At 72.1% G+C, this 18,717-nt stretch carries 17 protein-coding genes; 4 read left to right on the forward strand and 13 right to left on the reverse strand.

Annotation, left to right across the window (positions count from 1 at the left end; translation table 11 throughout):
• Nucleotides 1–114: 114 nt before the first annotated feature.
• The 4 genes from ABZ842_RS13515 to ABZ842_RS13530 form a co-directional block, all read right to left on the reverse strand.
• Entirely contained in the window at nucleotides 115–783 is a 669-nt protein-coding gene (locus tag ABZ842_RS13515; protein ID WP_361536424.1) for a response regulator transcription factor, read from the reverse strand.
• On the reverse strand, nucleotides 780–2,126 hold the full coding sequence (locus tag ABZ842_RS13520) for a histidine kinase (protein ID WP_361536426.1): 1,347 nt from the start codon (nucleotides 2,124–2,126) through the stop codon (nucleotides 780–782). The genes ABZ842_RS13515 and ABZ842_RS13520 overlap by 4 nt, the downstream gene beginning before the upstream one ends.
• 62 nt (nucleotides 2,127–2,188) lie before the next feature.
• The gene (locus ABZ842_RS13525; RefSeq protein WP_361536428.1) at nucleotides 2,189–2,962 is read right to left on the reverse strand and encodes an ABC transporter permease; all 774 of its coding nucleotides are present in this window, start codon (nucleotides 2,960–2,962) and stop codon (nucleotides 2,189–2,191) included.
• Nucleotides 2,959–3,975, reverse strand: coding sequence for an ATP-binding cassette domain-containing protein (locus tag ABZ842_RS13530; RefSeq protein WP_361536430.1), 1,017 nt, complete (start codon nucleotides 3,973–3,975; stop codon nucleotides 2,959–2,961). Before ABZ842_RS13530 ends, ABZ842_RS13525 begins: the two co-directional genes overlap by 4 nt.
• Nucleotides 3,976–4,110: 135 nt before the next feature.
• Between ABZ842_RS13530 and ABZ842_RS13535 the strand changes: the two genes are divergently transcribed.
• The gene (locus ABZ842_RS13535) at nucleotides 4,111–4,668 is read left to right on the forward strand and encodes a GNAT family N-acetyltransferase (RefSeq protein WP_361536432.1); all 558 of its coding nucleotides are present in this window, start codon (nucleotides 4,111–4,113) and stop codon (nucleotides 4,666–4,668) included.
• An 83-nt stretch (nucleotides 4,669–4,751) separates the two neighbouring features.
• Here ABZ842_RS13535 and ABZ842_RS13540 read toward each other — a convergent pair whose 3' ends face one another.
• From ABZ842_RS13540 to ABZ842_RS13565, 6 genes are all read right to left on the reverse strand, one after another.
• Nucleotides 4,752–6,326 (reverse strand): type VI secretion protein, encoded by a 1,575-nt coding sequence (locus tag ABZ842_RS13540; RefSeq protein ID WP_361536886.1) that lies wholly within the window; start codon nucleotides 6,324–6,326, stop codon nucleotides 4,752–4,754.
• Between the two features lie 100 nt (nucleotides 6,327–6,426).
• Nucleotides 6,427–7,836 (reverse strand): ATP-binding protein, encoded by a 1,410-nt coding sequence (locus ABZ842_RS13545; protein ID WP_361536434.1) that lies wholly within the window; start codon nucleotides 7,834–7,836, stop codon nucleotides 6,427–6,429.
• An 8-nt stretch (nucleotides 7,837–7,844) separates the two neighbouring features.
• On the reverse strand, nucleotides 7,845–9,398 hold the full coding sequence (locus ABZ842_RS13550; protein WP_361536436.1) for an SCO6880 family protein: 1,554 nt from the start codon (nucleotides 9,396–9,398) through the stop codon (nucleotides 7,845–7,847).
• Nucleotides 9,395–10,771, reverse strand: coding sequence for a hypothetical protein (locus tag ABZ842_RS13555; protein WP_361536438.1), 1,377 nt, complete (start codon nucleotides 10,769–10,771; stop codon nucleotides 9,395–9,397). The genes ABZ842_RS13550 and ABZ842_RS13555 overlap by 4 nt, the downstream gene beginning before the upstream one ends.
• Nucleotides 10,761–11,621, reverse strand: coding sequence for a hypothetical protein (locus ABZ842_RS13560; protein WP_361536440.1), 861 nt, complete (start codon nucleotides 11,619–11,621; stop codon nucleotides 10,761–10,763). Before ABZ842_RS13560 ends, ABZ842_RS13555 begins: the two co-directional genes overlap by 11 nt.
• Nucleotides 11,622–11,969: 348 nt before the next feature.
• On the reverse strand, nucleotides 11,970–12,278 hold the full coding sequence (locus tag ABZ842_RS13565) for a hypothetical protein (protein ID WP_361536442.1): 309 nt from the start codon (nucleotides 12,276–12,278) through the stop codon (nucleotides 11,970–11,972).
• A gap of 601 nt (nucleotides 12,279–12,879) precedes the next feature.
• On the opposite strand from ABZ842_RS13565, the gene ABZ842_RS13570 reads away from it, so the two are divergent.
• Both ABZ842_RS13570 and ABZ842_RS13575 read left to right on the forward strand, forming a co-directional pair.
• Nucleotides 12,880–13,899, forward strand: coding sequence for a bifunctional lytic transglycosylase/C40 family peptidase (locus tag ABZ842_RS13570; RefSeq protein WP_361536888.1), 1,020 nt, complete (start codon nucleotides 12,880–12,882; stop codon nucleotides 13,897–13,899).
• 323 nt (nucleotides 13,900–14,222) lie between these two features.
• Entirely contained in the window at nucleotides 14,223–14,996 is a 774-nt protein-coding gene (locus ABZ842_RS13575; RefSeq protein WP_361536444.1) for a phosphatase PAP2 family protein, read from the forward strand.
• Between the two features lie 384 nt (nucleotides 14,997–15,380).
• Here the strand turns inward: ABZ842_RS13575 and ABZ842_RS13580 are convergent, their stop codons facing one another.
• The 3 genes from ABZ842_RS13580 to ABZ842_RS13590 form a co-directional block, all read right to left on the reverse strand.
• Nucleotides 15,381–15,635: a hypothetical protein gene (locus ABZ842_RS13580; protein WP_361536446.1), complete on the reverse strand. Its 255-nt coding sequence runs from the start codon at nucleotides 15,633–15,635 to the stop codon at nucleotides 15,381–15,383.
• A gap of 146 nt (nucleotides 15,636–15,781) precedes the next feature.
• Nucleotides 15,782–17,377 carry an FAD-binding oxidoreductase gene (locus tag ABZ842_RS13585; RefSeq protein ID WP_361536448.1) on the reverse strand — a complete coding sequence of 532 codons (1,596 nt, stop codon included), beginning with the start codon at nucleotides 17,375–17,377 and terminating at the stop codon, nucleotides 15,782–15,784.
• Nucleotides 17,378–17,483: 106 nt separating this feature from the next.
• Nucleotides 17,484–17,678 (reverse strand): hypothetical protein, encoded by a 195-nt coding sequence (locus tag ABZ842_RS13590; protein WP_361536450.1) that lies wholly within the window; start codon nucleotides 17,676–17,678, stop codon nucleotides 17,484–17,486.
• A 170-nt stretch (nucleotides 17,679–17,848) separates the two neighbouring features.
• On the opposite strand from ABZ842_RS13590, the gene ABZ842_RS13595 reads away from it, so the two are divergent.
• On the forward strand, nucleotides 17,849–18,697 hold the full coding sequence (locus tag ABZ842_RS13595; protein WP_361536452.1) for a hypothetical protein: 849 nt from the start codon (nucleotides 17,849–17,851) through the stop codon (nucleotides 18,695–18,697).
• Nucleotides 18,698–18,717: the final 20 nt, after the last annotated feature.

Raw genomic sequence — 18,717 nt, forward strand, 5'->3', positions numbered from 1 at the left:
TGCAGGGGGGACCCTGTGGGAGAGTAGGACGCCGCCGAACAATTTTTGAGGAGAGGGCTCCACACTGAGGTGTGGGGCCCTTTCCGCATTTCCGGGCCCTTTCCGGGGCCTTTCTCAGGCCGGGCGGACCAGTTTGGTGTCGTACGCCAGAATGACGGCCTGGACCCGGTCGCGGGCACCCGTCTTCGCCAGGATCCTCGAAACGTGGGTCTTCACGGTGGACTCGGCGAGGTGGAGGCGGGTGGCGATCTCCGTGTTCGTCCAGCCCTGGCCGATGACCGTCAGGATCTCCTTCTCCCGCTCCGTGAGAGTGGCGATGCGCTGGTCGGCGACGGGGGTCTCCGTGGGGTCCCCGGTCGGCAGGTGGTGGGCGAAGGCGTCCAGCAGACGGCGGGTCAGGCTCGGGGCGACCACCGCGTCACCCGTGGCGACCGCGCGGATGCCCGCCAGCAGCTCCTCGGGGTAGGCGTCCTTGACGAGGAAGCCCGAAGCGCCCGCGCGCAGGCCGTCGTAGGCGTACTCGTCCAGGTCGAACGTCGTCAGGATGAGGACCCGGGTGCGGTCGCCGGCCGCGACGATGCGGCGGGTGGCCTCGATCCCGTCCAGGCCGGGCATCCGGATGTCCATCAGCACGACGTCGGGGTGGAGCTGGGAGACGAGGCGTACCGCCTCGGCGCCGTTCGACGCCTCGCCGACGACCGTCATGTCGTCCTGGCTCTCCACGAGCATGCGGAAGCCGAAGCGCTGCATGGGTTGATCGTCGGTGATGAGCACGGTCGTCACGGGGTGGTGTCCTCGGGGATGGGGAGGTGGAGGTGGACGCGCCAGCCGCCCCGGGGGTCCGGGGCGGCTTCGAGGGTGCCTTCGTAGAGTGCGGTGCGTTCGCGCATGCCGGTGATGCCGCGGCCGTCCGCCCGCGGCGGTTCCGTCGGGGGCGGGCCGGTGTTCGTGACCGTGGCGGTGAGCGATCCGGCGGCGTGGGTGAGCTGGACGGTGGCGCTGGCGTCCGGGCCGGCGTGCTTGAGGGTGTTGGTCAGGGCTTCCTGGATGACTCGGTAGACGGTGAGCTGCTGACCGGGCGGCAGCGGCTTCGGGCGGCCGTGGACGACCACCCGGATGGGGAGGCCGGCGGCGCGCACGCCGTCGACGAGTTGGTCGAGGTCGCTCAGCGCGGGCTGCGGCGCGCGGGGCTTGGGCGGCGTGGACTGCGGCTCCCAGGGACCCGTGCCCGTCGTGGGTGCGGCGTCCTCGCGGAGGACGCCCAGCAGTCGACGCAGTTCGTTCAGCGCGGTGCGGCTGGTGGTGGATATCGCGTCCAGGGCTTCCACGGCGCGCTCGGGCGACTTCGTCGCCGCGTAGCGTCCGCCGTCCGCGAGACCGGTGATGACCGAGAGGTTGTGGCCGATGATGTCGTGCATCTCCCGGGCGATCCGGGTGCGTTCGGCCGCCGCGGCGAGCTGGGCCTGCTGGTCGCGTTCGACTTCCAGACGCTTGGCCCGCTCCACCAGGGAGGCGGTGTACTCCTGGCGGGAACGCACGGCGATGCCGAAGAGCGCGACGATCGTGAAGGCGTACAGCATGGGGACGAACTCCATGTCCCAGCTGCCCACGGGGTAGCGGAAGGTGCCGACCACGAGCGGGACGGCTATCGCGCCGAGGACGAGGGCGAGGATCCTCAGCCGGAGCCGGAGGGCGATGCTGAAGACGAAGACCATCTGCAGCAGCGCCGCTTGCAGGTTGGCCCCGGTCCAGGCGCTCAGGAACGCGAACGGGAGGACCATCAGCAAGGCCGCGAGCGGCCGGCGGCGACGCAGGTAGAGCGGGAGGGAGAGACCGAAGGTCATCGCCCACACCAGCCACAGGGGCACTTCGTCGTTGTTGTGCGGGATGCGCTGCCAGCCGCCGCTGGTGACGTCGATCAGGGCGGCCATCAGCCAGAAGCCGGTGACGACGGTGTCCCACATCCAGGGGCGGCGGACGTCGAGGGCCCGGACGCGGCGGGTGAGGACGTTGAGCCGATGGGTGAGCGGGTGGGCATGGGCGGCCCGGGTGCCGGCCGCCGCGGCGGCGGCGAGCCGCGGCTTCGGCCGGGACGTGGCCGCCCGTACCCCCTTCTCGTCGTCCATGCCGTCCCCCCGGGTTCCGTCCGCCTCCTGCTCGCCGCCGTCCATCCTCGTACGCAGGGAGGTCACACGTCACGTCGCTTCAGCAGCAGCGCCGCAAGGGCCAGGGACACAGCCGACCACAGGACGAGGGAGAGCAGGGCCGCGCCGGGGGAAGCCGCGTCCGCGAGGGGCTGGGCGGTGTTGAGCGAGGCGAAGGCTTGCGCGGGGAAGTAGTCGACGACGTCGTCCATGGTGTCGAACGGCAGCATCATCAGGACCTCGGGGAGGATCAGCAGGAGGCCGATGAAGGCGCCTATGGCCCCGGGGACGGAGCGCACGAGGGCGCCGAGGCCGAGGGCGATCACGCCCAGCAGGGTCAGCCCGGCGGCGCTGCCGAGGATGCCGCGCAGGATCCCGGCGTCACCGAGGGCCGCCTCCTGGTCGGTGCCCGAGAAGAAGATCTGGGCGGTGAGGAAGGTGACGAAGGTGGTCGCGAGGGTGATGGCGAAGGTCGCGGCGCCGTAGACCGCCGCTTTGGACCACAACACGGGGGTCCGGCGGGGGACCGCGGTCATGGAGGCGCGGACCATGCCGTTCGCGTACTCCCCGGCGGTGACCAGGACGCCGAGGACGGCGATGGCGATCTGGGCGAACTGGAAGCCGACGAGGGTGAGCGTGAGGACGTCCATGTCGGAGTCGCCGCCGCCGTCCTCATAGGTGGCGCCCATCGTGATGCCGATGCCGAGCGTGAAGGCGACGGCGACCAGCAGGGTGATCCAGGTGGACCGCACGGTCCACAGCTTGTGCCACTCGGAGCGCAGCAGGCCCGTCGTGCTGAGGCGGTACGCGGTGCTCATCCGGCAGCTCCTTGCGGGGATTGCGGGACGGGGGTGGACGCCTGGTACTCGACGGAGCTGTGGGTGAGGTCCATGAACGCCTGTTCCAGGGAGGCGGTCTGGGGCGTGAGCTCGAACAGGGGCAGGGCGTGGGAGGCGGCGATGCGGCCTATGTGCCGGCTGTCGGCGCCCTGGACGTCCAGGGCGCCGGAGGCGTCGGAGGTGATCCGGACGCCGGGGCCGGCCAGCGCCTGCGCGAGCCGGGTGGCCTCGGGGGTGACGACGCGGACGGAGGCGGCGCCGGCGGAGCGGACGAACTCGTCGACCGTGGTGTCCGCCAGGAGCCGGCCGCGGCCGATGATGACGAGGTGGTCCGCGGTCAGCGCCATCTCGCTCATCAGATGGGAGGAGACGAGGACCGTGCGGCCTTCGGCGGCCAGGGACTTCAGAAGGGTGCGGATCCAGAGCACGCCTTCCGGATCGAGGCCGTTCACCGGCTCGTCGAGGATGACGGCGGCGGGGTCGCCGAGGAGGGCGGCGGCGATGCCCAGGCGCTGGCCCATGCCGAGGCTGAAGCCTTTGACACGGCGGTGCGCGACCTCGGTCAGACCGGTGAGGTCGAGGACGTGGGACACCCGGCTGCGCGGGATGCGATGGGTGTGGGCGATGGCCGTCAGGTGCTGATGGGCGGTGCGGCCGGGGTGGACCGAGCGGGCCTCCAGGAGGGCGCCGACCTCGTGCAGCGGGGCGCTGTGCGCGGCGTACGACCGGCCGCCGACCGTGGAATGGCCGCGGGTGGGGGCGTCCAGGCCGAGGATCATGCGCATGGTGGTGGACTTCCCGGCGCCGTTCGGCCCGAGGAAGCCGGTGACGGAGCCGGGCCTGACGGTGAAGCTCAGATCGTCGACGACGGTCTTCCCGCCACTTCTGCGACCTCCTCCGCCACTTCCGTCACCACCACCGCCTCCGCCTCCGCGACGTCCGCTCTTGCGGCCGGGGCCGTACCTCTTCGTGAGTCCGTGTGCTTCGATCATGTACTCGATGGTGGCTCCGGGGCTCCGACCGATCGTCCGCCCACGGATGACACCTGATTCCCCGCGCGTACAACCCGGGTACTACGGGGCGTAATCGCTTTGCTTAAGGGTTCGGGCATCGGACACCATCCGTGGATGGAGCATGTGATTCGGGCCGTGCGGGCCGACGAGTGGGAGAAGGCCAGGGAGCTCAGGTTGGTGGCCCTCCGGGACCCCCTTGCGCACCTGGCCTTCCTGGAGACGTACGACGTGGCGGCGGCGCGGCCGGACTCGCTCTGGCAGGAGCGGACGACGAGGGCGGCGGACGGGGTCGCGGTGCGGCAGTTCGTCGCGGAGGCACCCGACGGGCGGTGGGACGGCACGGTGACCGTGTTGGTGGAACGGCCCGGGCAGGAGCCGATGTTCGGCGAGCCGGCGGAGGTGGACCAGACACAGCTCGTGGGCGTGTTCGTCCGCTCGGAGACCCGGGGCGCCGGCCTCGCGGACGAGTTGTTCCGCGCCGCCCTGGAGTGGTCGTGGGAGCTTGCCGGTCCGCCCGTCCAACGCGTACGACTGCACGTGCACGAGGAGAACGCGCGGGCCGACGCCTTCTACCGGAAGTTCGGCTTCGTGGCGACCGGGCGCCGGGTGGACGACCCGGACCATCCGGGCATACAGGATTTGGAGTACGAGGTGCGGCGCCCCGCGAGCTGACCGGTCGACGCGCCGCCGGCCGCGGCGACATCCGACTGGTCCCTGACCACACCAGGCGGCCGTCGACTCCGTGTCAGGGGCCGCTACTGGGGCAGCGGTTCCTGCCAGCGGGCGCGGGCCTGCTCCATCGAGCGGAGCAGCACGAACGTCGACAGGCCCTGGTCCGGGCCGGTGGTCAGCAACTGGGGCAGACGGGGGAGCGGGGCGACGGCTGCCGCGTCGTCGAGGACGAGCGTCATTGGTGGGTCGAGCCGGCCGGCGGATGACCGTGCGGCCATGCGGCGGCCGTGCTCGACCACGTCTGACGCCAGTGCGGTGAGCAGCGGCATCGCTCCGGGGTGGGCCTTGGGGTCCTCGATGGGCTCGCCCACCAGATAGAGGGTTCCCCCTTCGTTGATGAATGATTCCAGGGCGAGCGCATCATTTCGGTTCGGAGTGCACGCCTCGCGGATGTGGATGGAGGAGAGCGAGGACAGCGCGCGGGCGACCAACTGCTGGGCGATCTCCCGTCGTTCCGGGTGCGCGGTGAGGGCGGCTTCGAGCAGCCCGGCGAGCCCGCTGGTCGCTTTGGTGTGGGTGCGGAGTATCCGTACGGACTCCTGCGCGTTGATGCCCTGGGCCCAGCGGTGCACCTGCTTGAAGGGCCGGCCGGCCACGGCGGCGGCGTGCAGCCAGCAGCGCAGCAGGGTCTCCGCGGTGTCGACCATCGCCGCGTCGATGCGGGCGTGGGGGCGCACCGGGGCGAGGAGGGCGACGGCCCGTTCCTGGGCGCAGGCCACGTCCTCGCAGCGGACCGTCGGATTCCAGTGCAGGCGGGCGGGGGTGTCGCAGAGGTGGCCCGGGTCGTACACCAGCACCGGGCCGAACTTCGCGCGGGCGTCCTTGGTGTCTGCCCACACCGTCGGGTCCGAGGTGACGACGAGGGCGGGGCCGGCGGCGTCCTGGACGGCCTGGAGGGCGGCGGGGCGGCGTGCCGTGGGGTCGCCGAAGAAGACGCGGGGGGTGCGGCGGGGGGACGGCACGGACCAGGCGGAGGAGGCGACATGGGCGTCCACGCCGGCCACGCCGTCCACACTGTCCACGGGGGCGGACAGTGCCTGATCAGCCGTGCTCGGTGCGTCCTGGGGCGGGTACGGGCCCGGGGTGTTCGCGGCGGGTTCGTGGGCGGGCGCGGAGACGGGTTCGTGCGGGTCGCGGGAGGGCTGGATCGGGATGCCGCCGGGGGTGGTCTTGTGGTGCGCCTGCGGTTCCTGCGGTTCCTGCCGTGCCTGAACCTCGTGTTGGTGCTGCGGAACCTCGTGTTCCGGGGAGCCCACCTGCCGCGCCCCCGCCGCCCGCTCCGCCTTCCGCGCCGCGCGCACCGTCTTCCAGCGCGCCAAGGTCCCCACCACGAAGACCGTCAGCACGGCGAGGACCATCAGCAGCCCGATCGCCAGCCCCCAGAAGAGGCCGTACTCCGACAACTGCTCAGCCGGGGTGTTCGGCCAGGCCGCGGCGAGGTCCTGCGGATCGCCCGCGAGCGAGCGCACCGCCTGCGGCGCCCTGCCGAACGTGACGCCGTCGGGCCAGGCCCCCTTGGCGAACAGTCCCGCGAGCCCCGCGGCCGACCAGACCACGAACAGCAGGCAGACGCCGAGCCCGAAGACCCCGACGATCAGCCCGTCCGGTACGCCGCCCGCCCGCCGCGGACCGGGGCGCCCGCCCCCGTCGCCGTGCCCGTACCCCTGCCGCGGCCCGTAACCGTGGTCGTCCCGCACGTCAGGCGACCGTGGACTCGGAGGAGTCGTTGTAGCGCTGTCGCTCGATGAGCGCGGCCCGCTGCTCGGCCTCCCACTCCGCCGCTTCGATCTCCGCCGGGAGCGGATGGGACGATTCCGTCATGGCGCGGTCGGTGAACACCAGGGGCCGCTCGGCCTCCGTGACCAGGTGTTTGACGACCTGTACGTTGCCGTTGACGTCCCAGACGGCGATGCCGGGGGTGAGCGTCGGAATGATCTCCACCGCCCAGCGCGGCAGCCCGAGCACCCGCCCCGTCGCCCGCGCCTCGTCGGCCTTCTGGGCGTAGATCGTGCGGGTGGACGCCATCTTCAGGATCGCCGCGGCCTCCTTCGCCGCCGCCCCGTCCACCACGTCCGACAGGTGGTGGACGACCGCGACGAAGGAGAGGCCCAGCCGTCGGCCGAACTTCAGCAGTCGCTGGAAGAGTTGGGCCACGAACGGGCTGTTGATGATGTGCCACGCCTCTTCGACCAGGAAGATGCGCTTCTTCCGGTCGGGGCGGATCCAGGTGTGCTCCAGCCAGACGCCCACGATCGCCATCAGGATCGGCATGGCGATGGAGTTGCGGTCGATGTGCGAGAGGTCGAAGACGATCAGCGGGGCGTCCAGGTCGATGCCGACGGTCGTCGGCCCGTCGAACATCCCGCGCAGGTCGCCGTCGACGAGCCGGTCGAGCACCAGGGCGACGTCGAGCCCCCAGGCCCGTACGTCGTCTATGTCGACGTTCATCGACTCGGCGGACTCCGCCTCCGGGTGGCGCAGCTGCTCGACGATGTCGGTGAGGACGGGCTGCCGGTCGGTGATGGACTCGTTGACGTACGCGTGGGCGACCTTCAGCGCGAAGCCGGAGCGCTCGTCCAGGCCGTGCCCCATGGCGACTTCGATGATCGTGCGGAGCAGCGCGAGCTGACCGGTGGAGGTGATCGACGGGTCGAGGGGGTTGAGGCGGATTCCGCCGTCGAGCGCGGTCATCGGGTCGAGCCGGATGGGCGTGATGCCCAACTGCTCGGCGACCAGGTTCCACTCGCCGACGCCGTCCTCGCCCTGCGCGTCCAGCACGACGACCTGACGGTCCCGGAACCGGAGCTGGCGCAGGACGTACGTCTTCTCCAGCGCCGACTTGCCGTTGCCGGACTCGCCGAGCACCAGCCAGTGAGGGGCGGGCAGCTGCTGACCGTACAGCTGGAACGGGTCGTAGATGTAGCCCTTCCCGCTGTAGACCTCACGGCCGATGATCACGCCGGAGTCGCCGAGGCCGGGGGCCGCGGTGGGCAGGTAGACGGCCTGCGCCTGGCCCGTGGAGGTGCGCACGGGCAGTCGGGTCGTCTCGACCTTGCCGAAGACGAAGGACGTGAACGCCTCGGTGACGGCGGACAGCGGATCTCGCACGGTGGCCCCTAACGGCGGATGCCGGTCGCGAACGGCAAGGTGTTCACAAAGGCCCGGTGGTGCTCCCGGTCGCACCATTCGAGCTTCAGGTACGACTTGCCGGCCGAGGCCCGGATCGTCCGCTTGTCCCTGGCCAGGGCCTCGGGCGTACGGGACGACACAGTGATGTACCCGACGAGGTTGACGCCGGCCGCACCGCTGGCGAGATCTTCACCCCGCTGGTCGAGGCGGCCGTGGGCGGCGACGTCGCGCGGGTCGACGGTGCGGTTCATCTTGGCGGCGCGGCTGGCGTCGGCCTCGTCGTTGGTCTTCTCGGTCAGCATGCGCTCGATGGCGACCTCGGTGGGTTCGAGGTCCATGGTGACCGCGACGGTGCGGATCACGTCCGGGGTGTGGACGAGGAGCGGGGCGAGGAAGTTGACGCCGACGGGGGTCATCGGCCACTCCTTCACCCAGGCCGTGGCGTGGCACCAGGGCGCGCGGGTGGCGGACTCGCGGGTCTTGGCCTGGAGGTATGTGGGCTCCACGGCGTCGAGCTCCGCGGGCCAGGCGTTGCGCTTGGTCATCGCCTGGATGTGGTCGATGGGGTGGTCCGGGTCGTACATCGAGTGCACGAGGGAGGCGAGCCGCCCCTGGCCCAGCGGCTGGCGGACCCGGATGTCGGCCTCGGCGAGCCGGGCGCAGATGTCGGTGAGTTCGCGGGCCATCACGACGGCGAGCCCGGCGTCCTTGTCGAGGCGGCGGGCCTTGTTGGCCTGCCGGGTGGCGCGGGCCATGGCGTTGGCCTCGGCGGCGAGTTCGCGCGTGTAGTGCATGCAGGCGACGAGGTACGCGCGGTGCTGCTCGCTGGAGGTGGAGACCATGGACTGGAGCTGCTCGTAGGAGTCGCGCAGCCAGACCGGGGAGCGCTCGTCGCCGCGCTGGGCGACGTCCTTGGCGTGCGCGTCGGGGTCCGCGGGCAGGGTGCGGGCGAGCATCTGGATGCGGGTGACGAAGCCGTCGCCGTTGGCGACGTGCTTGAGGAGGGTGCCGAAGCGGTCGACGAGGGCTTCCTGGTCCTCGCTGTCGCGCAGGCCGACGCCGGGGCCCTCGATCTCGATCGCGGCGGTGACGGTGCGCCGGTCGGCGTGGAGCAGCACGGCGATCTCGTCGGGGCCGAAGGGCGCGGCGAGCCAGCTGATCCGGCCGATGCCGGGCGGCGGGCCGATCTCCACCTCGCGCCCGTCGAGCCGGGTGCCGGCCTCGGCGGCGGAGGAGCGGTAGGCGGCGTTGGAGCGCACGGAGCGCTTGAAGCTGCGGTTGATCTCGAACCACCGGTAGAAGGTGCGCTGTTTGTACGGGACGTAGACGGCGGCGAGCGCGAGCATCGGGAAGCCGGCGAGCAGCACGATCCGCGGAACGAGGTAGGGGACCAGGAGTCCGCTCATCATCCCGAAGAACGCGCCGGCGACGATCAGGGCGATCTCGCCGGTCTCGCGGTTCTTGCCGATGATCGCGTTCGGCCGGGCCCGGCCGATGAGGTACGTGCGGCGGGGCGCGATGGGATGGGTCTGGGTGGTCAACGCCCTCCACCTCCTGTGCTCTTGCGGTTGCTGTGCGGGGTGCTGCTGCCGGCCACGCCGGAGGGGCTGCTACGGGGCGGGGGCGCGGCTGCCGGCGCCCCGCCGCCCGTACCGCCGCCGGTGGGGCGGCTGCCGTGGGCGGCGACGCCGGTGCCGACGGGGTTGGCGGGGCGGGGCGTCGAGCTGCCGCCCTCGGCCTGGGCGCCGCCCGCGCCGCCGCGCGCGCTGTGGGTCTTGATGCCCTGGGAGACGAGGGCGGCGGGGGAGCTGATGACCGCGGCGGCGCGGCCTTCGACGGCGCCCTGGATGCGGTTGTTGCGGGAGGCCACGATCTCGTCGCCGAAGCCGGGCACGAAGCGGTAGATCATCGCGGAGGCGACGATCGCCAGGATGATGATGGCGAGTCCGGAGACGACGGCGGAGACGGAGTCGGGCCCGTCCTGGCCCGCGAGCGCGCCGGCGAGTCCGAGCACGATGAGGATGACCGGCTTGACCAGGATGATCGCGATCATCAGGCCGGCCCAGCGGCGTACGTGGCCCCACATGTTCTTGTCGACGAGGCCGGAGTAGACGACGACGCCGAGGAGCGCTCCGACGTACAGCAGCACGGCGCGGATGAACAGCTCCAGGTAGAGCACGCCGGCGGCGATGATCGTGACGAGGGAGACGACGATCAGCATGATCGGGCCGCCGCCGATGCCGGTGCCCTTCTCCAGCGCTTCGGAGAAGGTGCCGAAGAACTGGTCGGTCTGGTCCTTGGTGCCGCCGGCGACGACGTTGGAGATGCTGTCGGTGGCGGAGACCAGGGTGTAGAGGATCAGCGGGGTGAAGGCGGAGGCGAGGACCGTCAGCCAGAGGAAGCCGACGGCTTCGGAGACGGCGGTGAGCAGCGGGACGCCGCGGATGGCCCGCTTGGCGACGGCCAGCAGCCAGATGATCAGCGTCAGGACGGTGGACGCGGCGAACACGACCGCGTACTGGGAGAGGAAGGTCGGGTTGGTGAAGTCGACCGTCGCGGTGGACTTCACGGCCTTCGCGAGGGTGTCGACGGTCCACGCCGCGGCGTCGGCGCAGCCGCGGGCGAGCACGGTCAGCGGGGTGAGTTCGTCGACGGGGTTGTTGGTGGTGCTGCTGCCGCCGCCTTCGGAGCCGTTGTTGCACAGGTCCCTGGCCTGGCCGCTGATGAGGCCGCACTCGTCCTTGCTGGCGCTCGGGCGCGGGCTCGGGGAGTTGCTGGGGGGCGGCGTCGGCTCGGCGGCGGCGGACGGCGCGAGCACGACGGCCGCGACGACGGAGGCGTGCAGGGCCGCGAGGGCGGCCAGGGCGCGCGCGTGGGAGCGGCGGAGCAGTTGGGGGGTGCGGCTACCGGGCATGGGTGAAGCCTCCGTATCCCGCGACGGCGCTGGCGATCTCCTCGGCCGTGGAGGCGCGGTTGTCGCCGTTGACCGGCGTCGGACCTTCCTTCTGGGAGGACGAGGTGATCTTCCAGTCGCCGTCGACCCACTTCAGGTTCTGGGTGAGGGTGAAGTAGGAGGAGGTGACCGGCTTGGTGGACTCCGGCCCTGCGAGTCCGATGAGTCCGGTGCACCAGACCTCGACCGAGGCCGTGTCGCCCTTCTGGTCGGTCACCTTGGTCCCGATGGGGATCGTGCGGGAGACGAAGGAGAGGCCGTCCGGTGCGGTGCCGTCCGCCGTGAGGCCGACGGCGCCGAGGAACTCGGTGGAGTACGCCTTCGCCAGGTCCGCCAGCAGCTGCTCGGCGACGGCCGGGTCGTGCACGGTCCGTACGATGTCGCCGCGGCTCTTCTCCTGGAACATGCCGTCGGACCCCAGGGCCACGGCGTAGTTCGCCGCGGCGCTCTGCGCGCCCTGGGCGTCCTTCGCGTACCCGGTCGGGATCCCCGTCCCCTCCGCCTTGCCCTTCACGGGCTTGACGCCCGTCGGTGCGGTGGGGGCCGCCTCCCGGCCCTTGGCGCTGCCGCCGTCGCCGTCCCCGCCGCCGTCGCCGCCGCCCTGGTTGGCGAAGGCGATCGCGGCGATGAGCAGCACGACGACGCCGACGACGGTGATGAGGGAGCGGGAGGTGCGGACGGGACGGCGGGCGGCGCCGTAGCCGTCGTCCGCCGCGCCGGGCAGGCGGGTGCGGGTCTGGCCCGTCCCGCCGTACGGATCGTCCGGGTCGCTCCCGCCGGTGCGGTACCCGTGATCGTCGCCGTGGTTCATGGCGCGGCCCCTCCCTCGTGTCCCCGGAAGCCCTCGTGTGCCGGGAAGTCCTCGTGCCCGGTGCGTGTTCCGTGCCCGGTGCGTGTTCCGTACCCGAGGTGGGACGTCGTACGGCGCGGATCGGTGCCCGTGCCGCTGTCGTACGACGCCGGTGGTCGTACGACGGTGCGCGCGGACGCGCTGTGGTGACTCGACATCAGGCGCAACTGGGACGTCGGCTGGGACATCGGCTGGGACATCGGGGGGACGCAACCTCTGAGGGTGGGCCGGGCTCGCATCGGGGGAGGAGTGCGGACGGGGGAGATCGGGGGAGTGCGGTCTCGGGCTACGGGCTGATGGGGAGTGAGGTCACACGGCCATCCCGTAGACGATGGTGAACAGGGTCCCCAGGGATCCGATGATGAAGACTCCGGTCAGTCCCGCGACGATCAGGCCCTTGCCCTGCTCCGCGCTGAACGTGTCCCGGAGCGCGGTCGCGCCGATGCGCTGCTTGGCCGCACCCCAGATCGCGATGCCGAGGCAGATCAGGATGGCCACGGCCATCACCACCTCGATCATCACCCGTGCTTCGTTCCCCAGACTCCCGAACGGGCCCCAGTTCGGGGCGATACCGCCGATGATGGTGTTGATGTCGCCCTTTTCGGCTGCCAGGATCATGTGTAACTCACCGCCCCTGTCGGGTCTTTCGCCGCCCGTGCCCCTCGGCATGGGCCATCGCTCTATCTTCGCTGATGAAACCGCCCGCGTATGCCGACTTGGCGGGTCTCTTTACCCGATCTCCGCACGTATGACCGATGATCGCCGTCCTGACCTGCGGCGAAGCGGATCGGAGCGGGTCGGAGTCATGGCGAGGAGCCCGTATTGTCACTCTGTGTATCACGCTGCGTGACTCCGGGCAATGACTGTCGTTGTTCCACCTTTGGGGCGCTCCTCACGTTTCCGGCGTGTGGTGTCCGCTTCGTTGCGCTTGATGCGGTTGGTGCGCTCGTCGTGGGTGGGGCGGGGCGGTGCAGGGGCGGTACGGGTGTTCGGGGGTGCAGCGGTGCCCATGGTCGCGCCGACCCGGTGGCCGGGACAGGGCGCACGGGGAGCGCAGGGTGGGAGGCGGCGGGCAGGTTCCGCCGGGCGGGCGCGGGCGGAGGGGGTCGGCGTGCGAAGGCGCGCGTCCCCGGCCACCTCCTGAAAGCCCGGCAGCCGACCTACACTGGCGCGGAGCGGAATGCCGAGCGGACTCCGGTGGCGGGAAGGGCGGTTGACGGTGCGTAAGGCGTGGGTGATCGCGGGCCTCTCCGTCGGGGTGTGCATGGCCTTCCTCGCGCTGCTCTTTGTCGGGACCTTCACGCTCGCGGGCGGCGCCTTCGGGGCCGGGGCCGGTGCGCAGGGCAAGGCCGTGACCCTCGCGAAGGGCGCGGTTCCGGCGCGGTACCAGCAGCTGGTGCAGAAGTGGGGCAATCTGTGCCCCGCGATCAATCCGGCGCTGCTGGCCGCGCAGCTGTACCAGGAGAGCGGCTGGAACCCGCGGGCGCAGAGCCACGCGGCGGCCCAGGGCATCGCCCAGTTCATCCCGGGCACGTGGGCGGCGCACGGCATGGACGGCGACGGGGACGGCGACCGGGACGTCTGGGACCCGGCCGACGCGATCCCGTCCGCCGCCTCGTACGACTGCAAGCTGGCCGGGTACGTGAAGAAGGCGCCGGGCGACCCGACGGCGAACATGCTCGCCGCGTACAACGCGGGGGCGTACGCCGTCATCAAGTACGGCGGGGTGCCGCCGTACAAGGAGACCCAGCACTACGTGAAGATCATCCGCACCTTGGAGAAGAGCTTCGCGAAGCCGGTCGGGCGGGTGGACCCGTCCCGGCAGGCCGCGGGGGCGATCGACTTCGCGCAGAAGCAGCTCGGCACCAAGTACTTGTGGGGAGGCAACGGCACGCCGGAGCAGGACGGGCGGTTCGACTGCTCCGGGCTGACCCAGGCGGCGTACCGGACCGTGGACATCGAGCTGCCGCGGGTGGCCAACGACCAGTACAACGCGGGTCCGCACCCCACGCGGGAGGAACTGCTCCCGGGCGACCTGGTGTTCTTCTCGGACGACCTGACCAATTCGCGCGCCATCCGGCACGTCGGGATCTACGTCGGTGGCGGATACATGATCAATGCGCCGCGGCCGGGTGCCGTGATCCGCTTCGACAAGATCGACACCCCGGACTACTTCGGTGCCACCCGGGTCACCGAGGAGGGTGCGAAGGCGCTGCCCAAGCACCCGCCGACGGCCTGACGGCCTGACGGCCTGACGGGGTGTTTGGGGGTGGCCGGAAGTCGTCCGCTGGTCACGGCCCTGAGCTGCGGCGATCTATCTCTCTTCGATAACGTCATGGTGATCGTTCGGTGGAGAGTGGAACGCGGGCGGCTCCTTGGTCGTTCCCTTGGAACGGAGGCACCGCACGACATCGGCGCGGGAGCTGCGACGGACGTGCGACCGTCACCACACGCTGATCACGGGGGTGCAGGGCGAGGGGTGCGCGCGGGAGCGCCGCCGTTCGCGACACAGGGCAATTGAAGGCCGGTAGAAGGCCGAGACAAGGCAAGGGGCCGCATCAGATGGCTGGACTCGCCCCGGGGTTCTCCCCGGCGGAGTCGGAGGTGGGTTTCTCCCTCGCGGAGTCGAGTGGGGCCTCGGGGCCCGACGTCGACCTGCTCCACGGCATCAACGACCTCGCGAAGGCCGCCCCGCCGTGGTTCGACCGGATCATGGGCTTCGTCGGCGAGTTCGGCATCATGTTCGGGCTCGTCGCCCTCGGCTTCTGGGCCTGGTGGCTCCTGCGCTCCCGGGGCACGGTCGAGGACTCGATCTCGGGTGCCGCGGCGGTGGTGTGGGCGCCGTTGGCCGCCGCCGTCGCCCTGGTGATCAACATCCCCATCCGCGAGCTGGTGGAGCGGCCACGGCCGTTCGTGAACGACAAGTCCCTGGAGGTCCTCGTCGAGGGCAAGACGGACTTCTCCTTCGTCAGCGACCACTCGACGATGGCGATGGCGATCGCCGTCGGCATCTTCCTCGCCCACCGCAAGCTCGGCTTCGTCGCCCTCGGGCTGGGCTTCCTGGAGGGCTTCCTCCGCATCTACATGGGCGTGCACTACCCGACGGACGTGATCGGCGGCTTCGCGCTCGGCACGGCGGTCACCCTGCTCCTCGCGCCCCTCGCGCAGCTGCTGCTGACGCCGGTGATGCGGGCGATCGCCGGCTCCGGCAAGGCGGGGTGGATGGTGCGCTCGAAGAAGGCGGCGTCCGGTGCGGACGGGCGGCGCCAGGCGGAGCCGCTGGGCATTCCGGAGCCGCGGACGGAGGGCCCGCGGGACAAGGGCCTCGCCGCGTAGCCGCCTGCGGCGGTGCACGGCCGGTGCGGGTCCCACGTGTGGCCGTCGCCCGCCGACTGCGCCTTGCGCCCTGGGGCACTTCCGGGTGCGCGGTGATGGCGTCTGCGGCCCGTCCGTGGCTTGTCGCGCAGTTCCCCGCGCCCCTAAACACCTCCGCCCCAGCCCGCAGACAAGCCACGGGGGCAGCAAAGCAGGTGGCGCTGGGGTTCCCCCACGCCTTTAGGCGTGGGGCGCGGAACTGCGCGAACAGCCACAGACAACCTGCAGGCACGCGACCGGGGCAGCGAAACGGGGGCGTGGGGAACTGCGCGAACAGCCACAGACGGGCCGCGGAGACCGACGCTCCCGCAGGGGAACGGCGGCTACGTCCAGAGGCCAAAAGAATCAGCGGCGGCGGTTGCGGTGGCGGTGGCGGCGGATGATGTAGCGCGCGCCCACCGCGCCGAGGACTCCCGTCGCGCCCACGGAGAGGGAGCTCTCTATCGGGCCCTCCGGTTTGGACGCGAGCAGCGCCGCGGCGTCGCGGTCGGCGGGGCGGCGTTCGACCGCCGCGGCCGTACCGGTCAACAGGGGCAGGGCGAGCGCGGTGGATACGGCGGCGCTGGTTATTCGACCGGCCGTGGCCAAGGAAGTGGGCATGGGGCGTCCTCAGAGTGACGTGGCGTGGTGTGACGGTGCGCGGGGCGAGAGCCCCTCGTAATCCAGAGCACCCGCCCTCGCCCCGCCCGGCCATCCAGCCGCGCCCGTCCGGGCGATGGAACGCCGGCCGCTCCCCCCGGTCAGCGTCACAGCCCCTGGGGGAAGGCGAACACGCCCTCGGGGTCGTACTGCTTGCGCAACCGCCCCAACCGGTCCGCCGACGGACCGAAGTACGCAGTGCGCCAGCCGGTCAGCGCCGCGTCGGCGTAGTTCTGGTACGCCGCACCGGAGACGTGACCGCGCATCGCCGCGTGCGCCTCCCGCAGCCAGGACCGCTCGGCGGAGCCCGCCGTCCCCGGCGCCCACGAGGCGAGGTACTGCACCAGCACGCGCGAACGCCGGTGGACGAAGGCCGTGGCCGACGGGTCCACCCGGTTGATCGCACCGCCGAACGCCGTCAACTGGATCGCCCCCTCGCCGCGCCCCGCCGGGAGCCGGGTGAACCGCTCGGTCCGCGCGACCAGCTCCCGTACCGCCGCTGCCGACACCTCGCGGTCGAAGAAGTCGGAGGCGGCGGCGTACGTCTCGCGCCCGAGCGCCCCCGCCCTGCTGCGGCCCGGCACCGCCCCCGGCAGTGCGCACTCCTCCTCGCTGCGGGTCGAGCAGCCCGCGTAGCCGAGCATGGCGGCGAGGTGCGGGCGGGTGCGCAGCGACACGGATGACGCGCTGGCGCCCGCGACGTCGGCGAGCCGGTCGACCGCGTTGCGCAGGGCGCCCTCCGTACCGAGGGAGCACACGGCCACCGACACCCGCGGCGCCGCTCCGCCCGAGCTGCCCGCGGACAGGTGCGCGGCTGACCACGTCTCGTCCGGCTGGTCGGGCCCCCAGCGCTGCCAGGCCGTCAGCACGGCCCCCGCCGTCCGCCACGGCCAGGTCAGCAGGGCGACGACGAGCGGCGGCGCCGGATGCGTACGGAACCGCAGCTCGGTGACGACGCCGAAGGAGCCGTGGCCCGCGCCGCGCAGCGCCCAGAAGAGGTCCGGGTCCCGCTCGGCGTCGGTCCGCCGCACCTGCCCGTCCGCGGTGACGACCGTCGCCCCGGTGAGGCTGTCGCAGGTCAGCCCGTACGCCCGGGAAGTCACCCCGTGTCCGCCGCCGAGGGCGAGACCGGATATGCCGACGGACGCGCAGGAGCCGGCGGGCAGGGTGCGGCCCCGGGCGCCCAGCGTCCGGTAGACGGAGACCAGCCGGGCGCCGGCGCCGATCGTCGCGGCGTCGGAGCCGTCGGCGGTGATGCGGTCCAGCGGCGAGACGTCGATGACGAGCCGGCCGTCGCCGCTGGAGTGGCCGGCGTAGGAGTGGCCGCCGCTGCGGATGGCGACGGGGACCCGGTGGGCGCGGGCGTAGCGCAGGCACTCCTGGACGTCGGCGGTGCCGGAGACGTACGCGACGGCCGCGGGCCTCAGGGAGTCGAAGCGGGTGTTGTAGAGCTGGCGCGCGGTCGGGTAGTCGGCGTCGTCGGGGAGCACCAGGGTGCCGTCGAGGCCGCGGCCGAGCGCCCGCCAGTCGCGGGCCGGGGACGGGGAGGGGCGGGAGCCCTGCGGCGGTGACGGGCGCGGAGACGGAACGGTGGACGAGGGGGCCGACCCGGACGGGGGCGCGTTCGCGGCGCCCCGCTCCTTGGTGCAGGCGGCGGTCGTCGCGAGGGCGACCGCGGTCGTGAGCAGCGCACGCCGATCCATCGGACCTCCTGGGTGTCCCGGGCGTTCTGGTGGTGCTCTTCGTGACCAGACGCACCGAGGGCGCCGTGGGGTTTCGCGGTCCGGGCGGCGGCCGTCGATTCGGGTCTCAGGCGGTGAGCTCTGCGGCGGCGTGCGCGGTGGCGTCCGTACGGGCCCGGTCCCGCGAGCGGCGGGCCGGTCCGCTCCAGCCGCAGTCGCAACGGGCCAGGGCGAAGGAGCCGCGTTCCGTGGTCGTCGTGTGGTGGGGGGACTTGGTGGCGGCGGGGGTGGGGCCGTCGTTCGTGGGGGCATGCGGGGGCACGTGTCCACCGTACTGGCCGGAGGCCGCGGGTAGACAGGGGAGCGCCGGCGCCGCCGTCGGCGTGACGGCGGCCCCGCGCGGTCGTTAGGGAGGGCGGGTGGAGGTCTCTCGCAAGCGAACGTGTCGAACCGGCGATCGGCGGTTCCGGTGTTGGTTGGGGGTCACAGGCCATGGTCGAGCAGCGGCAGGGGCGCAAGGGCGGGGCGGTCGTCGTCTCCGCGGCCGTCTTGGGAGCGTTCGCCGTCACCGGCTGCGCGGGCGGCGGGGGTGCTTCGGGCCAGGCCGTGGCGGACGACCGGCCCAGCTCGCGCGCGGTCAGCGACGACGCGGTGCTCGGCGCAGCGGACGCCCTGGTCGAGGCCGGTAGCGCCCGGGCGCGCACGTCGATGGAGACGGCGTCCGGCGGCACCCGGGTCACGATCCAGGGCGAGGGCGGCTACGACTTCCGCCGGCCGGTGGGGCAGCTCACGGTCGTGCTCCCGCAGGACCCGGCCGGAGCGGAGGAGCACCGTCCGGTCACCGAGCTGATGACGCCGGACGCGCTCTACATGAAGAACCGCGGTGCGGGGGTGCCCGCCGACAAGTGGGTGCGGATCGACACCTCGACCCTCCAGGACGGGAACCTGGTCACGGGCGGTGCGACGGATCCGCTGGCGGCGGCGGAGCTGCTGCGGGGCGCGCGGGAGCTGACGTACGTGGGCAGCGAACGCGTCGAGGGCGTGCTGGTGCAGCACTTCCGGGGGAGCACGGACATCGGCAGGGCGGCGCGGGAGGCCAGATCGCCGGTGCGCACCGCGCTGGAGGCGGCGGCGAAAGGGTTCACCACGGTGACCGTGCCGTTCGACGCGTACGTGGACGAAGAGGGGCGGTTGCGGAAGGTGAAGCACCGCTTCAGCTTCAGCAACGGCAGGACGACGGTGGCCGTGACGTCGACCACCGTGCTGTTCGACTTCGGGGCGCCGGTGGCCGTTCGGCTGCCGGACCAACGGGATATTTATGCGGGAAGGATCAGGGCCTAAATGGTCCGGACGTGCCATGC

Source organism: Streptomyces sp. NPDC047315 (assembly GCF_040643215.1).
Taxonomy (GTDB): Bacteria; Actinomycetota; Actinomycetes; order Streptomycetales; family Streptomycetaceae; genus Streptomyces.